The organism is Acidocella sp. C78, from assembly GCF_907164655.1.
The window spans coordinates 101,632-108,761 of record NZ_CAJQZK010000006.1; the positions used below are offsets into that span (position 1 = coordinate 101,632).

Annotated in this window: 8 protein-coding genes; 4 read left to right on the forward strand and 4 right to left on the reverse strand. The window is 60.6% G+C overall.

Annotated elements, in window-relative coordinates; translation table 11 throughout:
- Nucleotides 1-16: 16 nt before the first annotated feature.
- Nucleotides 17-1,228 (forward strand): glycosyltransferase family 1 protein, encoded by a 1,212-nt coding sequence (locus ACIDOCELLA78_RS000000102350; protein ID WP_201728213.1) that lies wholly within the window; start codon nt 17-19, stop codon nt 1,226-1,228.
- Nucleotides 1,229-1,232: 4 nt separating this feature from the next.
- Here ACIDOCELLA78_RS000000102350 and ACIDOCELLA78_RS000000102355 read toward each other — a convergent pair.
- The 4 genes from ACIDOCELLA78_RS000000102355 to ACIDOCELLA78_RS000000102370 form a co-directional block, all read right to left on the reverse strand.
- Nucleotides 1,233-1,996 (reverse strand): IS5 family transposase gene (locus ACIDOCELLA78_RS000000102355; RefSeq protein WP_201728214.1). Its coding sequence is split into 2 segments (ribosomal slippage): nt 1,233-1,687 and nt 1,687-1,996, totalling 765 coding nucleotides; the frame shifts between segments, so codons are not numbered across the junction.
- 83 nt (nt 1,997-2,079) lie between these two features.
- Nucleotides 2,080-2,907: an IS5 family transposase gene (locus tag ACIDOCELLA78_RS000000102360; protein WP_201727504.1), complete on the reverse strand. Its 828-nt coding sequence runs from the start codon at nt 2,905-2,907 to the stop codon at nt 2,080-2,082.
- Nucleotides 2,908-3,089: 182 nt separating this feature from the next.
- Nucleotides 3,090-3,794 carry an LrgB family protein gene (locus ACIDOCELLA78_RS000000102365; RefSeq protein ID WP_201728215.1) on the reverse strand — a complete coding sequence of 235 codons (705 nt, stop codon included), beginning with the start codon at nt 3,792-3,794 and terminating at the stop codon, nt 3,090-3,092.
- Nucleotides 3,787-4,224 (reverse strand): CidA/LrgA family protein, encoded by a 438-nt coding sequence (locus ACIDOCELLA78_RS000000102370; RefSeq protein ID WP_201728216.1) that lies wholly within the window; start codon nt 4,222-4,224, stop codon nt 3,787-3,789. The genes ACIDOCELLA78_RS000000102365 and ACIDOCELLA78_RS000000102370 overlap by 8 nt, the downstream gene beginning before the upstream one ends.
- Nucleotides 4,225-4,336: 112 nt before the next feature.
- On the opposite strand from ACIDOCELLA78_RS000000102370, the gene ACIDOCELLA78_RS000000102375 reads away from it, so the two are divergent.
- From ACIDOCELLA78_RS000000102375 to ACIDOCELLA78_RS000000102385, 3 genes are all read left to right on the forward strand, one after another.
- Nucleotides 4,337-5,266, forward strand: a complete 930-nt coding sequence (locus tag ACIDOCELLA78_RS000000102375) for a LysR family transcriptional regulator (RefSeq protein WP_201728217.1) — start codon at nt 4,337-4,339, stop codon at nt 5,264-5,266.
- A gap of 80 nt (nt 5,267-5,346) precedes the next feature.
- Nucleotides 5,347-6,714 carry a UDP-glucose/GDP-mannose dehydrogenase family protein gene (locus tag ACIDOCELLA78_RS000000102380; RefSeq protein ID WP_249675436.1) on the forward strand — a complete coding sequence of 456 codons (1,368 nt, stop codon included), beginning with the start codon at nt 5,347-5,349 and terminating at the stop codon, nt 6,712-6,714.
- On the forward strand, nt 6,707-7,130 hold a 424-nt coding region (locus ACIDOCELLA78_RS000000102385), incomplete at its 3' end, for a bifunctional 2-polyprenyl-6-hydroxyphenol methylase/3-demethylubiquinol 3-O-methyltransferase UbiG (protein WP_201728219.1). The genes ACIDOCELLA78_RS000000102380 and ACIDOCELLA78_RS000000102385, both read left to right, overlap by 8 nt.

A 7,130-nucleotide genomic window follows, 5' to 3' on the forward strand; every position in this document is an offset into this window, starting at 1 on the left:
TAATAATTTATATAAAATGGTAAAAATGTCATCAAAATTTCCGTTCTCACAAAATTTAAATAAAATCAGACATCGTCAGCTTCTTGTCGATGTATCGGCAATCTGTCGTATAGATATTAACACAGGAATACAAAGAGTTGTTCGTGAAGTTCTTATAGAACTATTTAAAAATGAATTATTTGGATATCGAATTGAGCCAGTATATGCAGGATCATCGCACGGATATCGCTATGCTCGCCGTTTTACAGCAAAATTTCTTGGTTTTGATCCAGGTTCACTTTACGATGATCCAGTAGAAGTTTGGAAAAATGATGTATTCTGGGGTCTTGATTTATCAACATATACGACTATTTTAAATAAAAATCAAATTTTTAGTTGGAAAAAAATAGGTGTTAAGATTGTATTTACTGTATATGATTTGATGCCGGTGCTTCACCCTGAAACGACATTGCCAATTGTCACTGAAAATCATAGAGTTTGGCTTGAAACTATATCAAATGCGCATGGTTTGCTCGCTATATCACAGACTGTAATGAACGATCTTCGTAACTGGTTAAATTTATTTCATTTTCAAAAAAATCATGAAATTAAATTAGGTTGGGCGCATCTTGGAGCAAATATTCATTCATTAAAGAAAAATCGATATGAAATTTTTAATATTTTACAAAAATACAATTTAAATACAAAGAATTTAAAATTTTTAATGGTTGGTACAATTGAGTTAAGAAAAGCGCATGGGCAAGTAATTGATGCATTTGAGCATCTCTGGGCGTCTGGAATGGACATTCAACTTGTCATAGTTGGAAGGCCTGACTGGAAGACCGACATTCCTGCCGTGCGCATACGTAAACACCCTGAATTTCAACGTCGTCTAATTTGGATAGAATCACCAGACGATAATATATTAGAAAATATATATAAAATTTGCGATTGTCTAATCGCGGCAAGTATAAATGAAGGATTTGGGTTGCCCTTAATTGAGGCAGCTATGCGTGATATGCCGATAATTGCACGTGATATACCTGTTTTCCGAGAGGTTGCAGGCGATAATGCCTTCTATTTTTCAGGAAGTAATTCTTCTAAATTAGAAAATATAATTCGAAGATGGACTCATGATTACGAGCATGGGTCTTTGCCCAATTCTTCTAAAATAAATTTTTTAAAATGGGAACAAAGTACTAAAATTATGTTAGATTTTATTTTAATGAAAAATTTTAATAAATACTGATATACTAGGCAGCGTGGACAAACCTGAACCAGAGGCGGATTGAGACGAGGAGAGTGAAACCTAGGAAGCTGTTGGCGGTTTGGTCGTATCTGGTGGCGATCCGGCGGCTATTCTTGAGTTTGTTGAAGCCGCGCTCGATGCGATTTCGTAGTGCGTAGAGGGGGCGGTCGACGGAATGCTGGATACGACGGTTTTTCTTGGTCGGGATTTCGGGGATTGTTCCGCGGTCGCGTGCGTCCTGCCTGATCGCGTCGCTGTCATATCCCCGATCGGCCAGCAGGATGCCGGGATCACTGTCGCGCTCATCCATCAGGTCGGCATAAGCCGTGCTGTCGTGAGCCTCGCCGGGGCTCAGGATGATGCCTATGGGCAGCCCCTCGGCGTTGGCTCGGAGATGGATTTTGGTCGAGAAGCCACCTCGAGAACGACCAAGAGCCTGGCTCTGAGTCCCCTTTTTAAGCCGGCGGCGCAATGGTGCGCCCGGACGATGGTGCTGTCGATCATCTGCAAGGTATCCGCCGGCCCACCGCTATCGGCCAGGGCTTCGAGCATCACGTCCCAGACCCCGCTTGCGGTCCAGCGCCGGAATTGTCGGTGCACGGAGTTCCATCTTCCGAATTCCGACGGCAGATCCCGCCACGGAGCGCCGGTTCGGGCAATCCAGAAAATCGCGTCCAGCACACGGCGATGGTCGTACGGCGGTCGGCCCCCTGCCGCTCCAGGCTCAGCCAGAAACGGTCTGAAAAACGCCCATTCCTCGTCACTCATCAATCCACGAACCAACCCTGACCTCCGCTCCAGAAGTCAGTGTCGAATCACATCTCAGAGCCCGAATCTGAATGGTAGTGCGACTATCGGTGACGGGCGATTTTTCGTGTGAGCAGGCGGATATGGGCGAGGAAGAGCCATGCGGTGGCGCTGGTAACGGTGGCCTCGAAATCCCTTGCGAGACGTCGGCATCTGCCGAGCCAGGCGAAGGTTCTTTCTACCACCCAGCGCCGCGGCAGGAGTTCAAACCCGCTCGCGGCGTCGGAGCGCTTTACGATCTGTATGGTCCATTTGCCGATTTTGGCGAGGCGTCCATTGAGTTTAGGACCGGCATAACCGCCGTCAGCGAATATGTGCCGCAACCAGGGATACAGGGATTTGACGGATTTGAGCACGTCGGGCGCCCCGTCGCGGTCCTGAATACCGGCATGATGAACGACGGCACCGACGAGGTGGCCGATTGTATCTGTGATGATGTGGCGCTTGCGGCCCTTGATCTTCTTTCCGGCATCGAACCCGCGCGGCCCGCCGGCTTCGGTGGTCTTGACCGACTGACTGTCGATCACACCGGCTGTGGGCGAAGCCTCGCGTCCGGCCATTTCCCGCGCCTGCATGACTAGGACGTGATTGATGCGATCGAACGTGCCGTCACGACAGAAGCGGTAGAAATACCCCTGCACGGTGGTGAACGGAGCGAATTCCTTCGGGATCTGGCGCCACTGACAGCCGGTTGCCAGCATGTAGAAGATGGCCTCCACAATCCTTCGAAGCGCCACCCTTCGGGGTCGGCCTCGATGCTGCGGAGCGGGCATGAACGGCTCGATCATGGCCCATTCAGCGTCGGTGAGGTCGCTTGCGTAGCGCAATCCGGCCCGGCAATATCGTCGCCGAGCGATTTCAGTCCAGGTCATCGTGTCTCCGTCCGTCTTCGCAAACGAACTGAATCACAACTTACTGAAATCGCTCAACTATCTTTTTCGGTCCGGCTCTCACCGTGTCGTGGGAATCCCCCCCCCCGCGGTTTGTCCACGCTGCCTAACCGCCGGTACCGCCACGACAAATGGGAACCTGCCCCCCCCTTTTCCACGCCCGCTCAGACCACCCCCAACGCCGCCAGCGCAGGCACCGCCAGCGCGGTCGCCACCGCCGTCAGCCCGACGCCGAGGGCCGCGTAAGCGCCTGCTTCCGAATCGCGCGCTACCGCTTCCGCAGCGCCGATTCCGCTGCCTGCCACCCCCGCCGCGAGACCGAAGGCCCGATGATCCTCGATTCCGAGCCAGCCCAGCAGCGGCCGGGCCGCAATTGCCACGATGACCCCGCCGGCGATCGCAAACACCGCCGCGAGCGCGGGTGCCACACCGATCTCGCGCGCCACCGCCATGGCGATCGGGGTTGTCGCCGCCTTCGGCGCCATCGCCAGATCCAGTGCGCCGGTACAGCCGCATGCAACCAGAACCAGCGGCCCCGCAATCGCCGCGGTCAGCGCACCGGCGGCGAGCGAGACGAGAACAGCCAGGCTGTCCCGCGCGATCGCGCCGAGATTACGCGCGAGCGGCACGCCCAGCGCCACTGTCGCCGGCCCGAGCAGCCAGGAAACCGGCGCCGCCCCGCGCGTATAGACCGGATAAGGTACGTGCCCCGCCACCAGTCCCGCCATCACGGCGAGGATCGCCACGAGAGTCGGGTTCAGCACCGGGTGCCCGACCCGCCGCGCCAGCCACAGCGCCGCCTCGAAGGCCAGCACCGTGGCGGCGGCAAACCCGAGTCCCGACAAGGTGCCGCTCCATATCTCATTCATGGCCGCACCCCGCCGGCAACGCCGCCCGCGGCACCGAAGCCCGCAACCCGATCAGAAGCCGCATCGTCAGCCCCGTCACAGCCAGCGCCAGCAGCGAGGAGACGACCAGCGCCGCCAAAACCGCCGGCCAGGCCGTCCGCAGCGCGCCGGCGCTGGTCATCACTCCCACGCCCGCCGGCACGAAGAACAGCGCGTAGCGGCGCAGCAGCAGCGCCCCCGCCTCACCGGCCGCCACCGCCACCCATCCGCGATGCGCGGCGAGCAGTGCCGCCAGCATCACCATGCCCACCAGCGCCCCCGGCAGCTTCACCGGCAGCAACGGCGCCACGGCGCCTCCCGCCGCGAGACAGCCGAGCACAACCGCGAATCCCGCCGCAAGCCGCACCGCCGGCGCAAATCCCCTCGTCCGAAATTCCGAAATCCGGCGCATGTCCCTCACTCCTCATCGCCCGATTCCATTTGCGCCCGCCGCCGTCCGTGCTGTAGAGGCAGAAATCGCAATTCATTTTTGTCCCTCCAGCACAAGCCCGCCCGCCCGCCCGATGGATGAACTCGCCCGCCTCCGCGCCTTCGTCCGCGCCGCCGAGCTCGGCAGCTTTTCCGGCGCCGCGCGCGAGGCCCGGCTGCCGCCCTCCTCGGTCTCGCGCGCCATCGCGGCGCTTGAGGCCGAGCTCGGCGCCGCGCTGTTCAACCGCTCGACCCGCAAGCTGCATCTCACCGAGATCGGCTTCGCCTTTCTCGAACGCGCCCGCCGCGTGCTCGCCGAACTCGACGAGGCCCGCGCCGTCGCCGCCGATCTCAACGCAAGACCGCAAGGCCTTTTGCGCCTCAACGTTCCCTCCGCCTTCGGCCGGCTGCACGTCATGCCTTTCATGCCCGGCTTCGCCGCCGCCTGGCCGGACATCCGGATCGACATCACCTTGAGCGATACGGTGGTCGACATCATCGAGTCCGGAACCGATCTCGCCATCCGCATCGGCGCGCTGGAGGAAAGCCGGCTGATCGCCCGCAAGCTCGCGCCGCACCGCCGGGTCCTCTGCGCCGCGCCCGCCCTGCTCGCCCGGCACGGCCCGATCGCCACCCCGGACGATCTCGCCCGCCTGCCGCATCTCCTCTTCGCCCTGCAGCAGCATGACCGCTGGCTGCTGACCGATCCGGCAGGACAACGGCACGACATCCCGCTTGCCGGTCGCCTCCGCCTGAACGACAGCGAGGCTCTGCTCGCCGCCGCCCGCGCCGGGCTCGGCGCGGCGCTGCTGCCGGGCTGGATCGCGGGGGCGGCGCTGCGCACCGGCGAACTGGTCCGGCTGCTGCCCGATCACCTGGCGATGTTCTGGCCCGGCGAGCGCTTCATCTGGGCGGTCTACCCGCCCAAGCGGGTGGTTCCACCCAAGGTCCGCGCCTTCATCGACGGCTTTGCCGCCTATCTCGGCACACCGCCCTACTGGGAACGTGGCGTGGCACCGCCCTGATTCCGCACGGCACGGCCTATTGCCTCACGCGCGCATGATTGCCAGAACAACCGCAAGGCGAGTCAGGAGAGCTGAACGTGTTGAAAATCGCGATCATCGGCGGCGGCTATGTTGGCCTGGTTTCGGCGGCCTGTTTCGCCGAATTCGGTGTGAGCGTGATGGTCGCGGAAACCGACCCAAGGCGGCTCGACCGGCTGCATCGCGGCGAGATCCCGATCTATGAACCCGGGCTCGATCCGCTGGTTGCGCGCAACCGCGCCGCTGGCCGGCTTGGCTTCACCGGCAACATTGAGGAGGCCATCGCCGGAGCCGAGGCTGTATTCATCGCGGTGGGCACACCCGCCCGCCGCGGCGGCGGCCATGCCGACCTGTCCTATGTTTTTGCCGCCACCGAGCAGGTGCTGGCAGCACTCGACCACCCGACAGTGCTTGTCACGAAGTCGACCGTTCCGGTGGGCACCGGCCGCCGCCTTGCCGCCCTCGCCGCGGCCCGCCGCCCCGACCTCACGATCGACGTCGCCTCGAATCCGGAATTCCTGCGTGAGGGCAGCGCGATCAGCGACTGCATGCGGCCGGACCGCGTCGTCGTCGGTGCCGAGACCGAGCGCGCCCGCGAGGTTCTGCGCGCACTCTATCGCCCGCTGAACCTGATCGAGACGCCGATCCTGATCACCACCCTCGAGACCGCCGAACTCATCAAATACGCGGCCAACGCCTTTCTTGCGATGAAGGTCACCTTCATCAACGAAATGGCCGATCTCTGCGAGGCTCTAGGGGCAGACGTCCACGGCGTTGCCCGCGGCATGGGGCTCGACCGGCGGATCGGCCCGAAATTCCTGCATCCCGGCCCCGGCTTCGGCGGCTCCTGCTTTCCGAAGGACACGCTCGCTTTAGCTCGCATCGCGCAGGACGCCCGCGCCCCCTCGCGGCTGACCGAGGCCGTGGTCGCGGTGAACGAGGCGCGCAAGGCCGGGCTCGGGCGCCGCATCCTCGATGCCGCCGGCGGCTCGGTGCGCGGCATGCGCGTCGCCGTGCTCGGCCTCGCCTTCAAACCCGAGACCGACGACATGCGGGACTCGCCCGCCATTCCCACAATCGAGGCGCTGGCAGATGACGGCGGCGAAATCATCGCCTATGATCCCGCAGCGATGGCAGCGGCGAAGCCGTTGCTGCCAAGCTCGGTTCGGTATGCCGAAACTGCTACCGCGGCGATTGACGGTGCCGCGATTCTGGTCGTGCTGACCGAGTGGAACGAATTCCGTGCCCTCTCGCCAGATTGGCTGGCGGCGCGGATGCAGGGACGACTGATTGTCGACCTGCGGAATATTTTTGATCCGGAGGCAATTCGTGCCGCCGGCTTTGTTTATCATGGCGTGGGCCGTGGCGGCGTTTCACATTTTGCCGCCGGTCCGGAATTTGAGCGGGACAGGGAGTATTTTGATGAGTGAATTGATCGCCGCGGCCCCTGCCGCGGCCGCGCAGCCGGAAATCGCGATGGCTGGCGCCTATCCGGACTTTGCCAATCCCGAGTTGCTTGCCGCCATCCCGCTGGATGCGCGAACGGTCGTCGATGTCGGCTGCAGTGGCGGCGCTCTCGGCGCCGCCTACCTCCGGCTCAACCCGCGCGCCCGTGTCCTCGGTGTCGACGCCGACGCAACGGCGCTCGAACTGGCCCGCACACGGCTGACCGATGTTGCCCTCTGCGACATCGAGACAGAAGACTTTCCTTTCGACCTGTCAGATGGCGTCGACGTTCTGGTTTATGGCGACGTGCTCGAACACATGGCCGATCCCTGGGCGGTGCTGTCAAGGCATCTTCGCCACCTCAATCCGGGCGGATCGGTGATCGTATGCTTTCCGAATG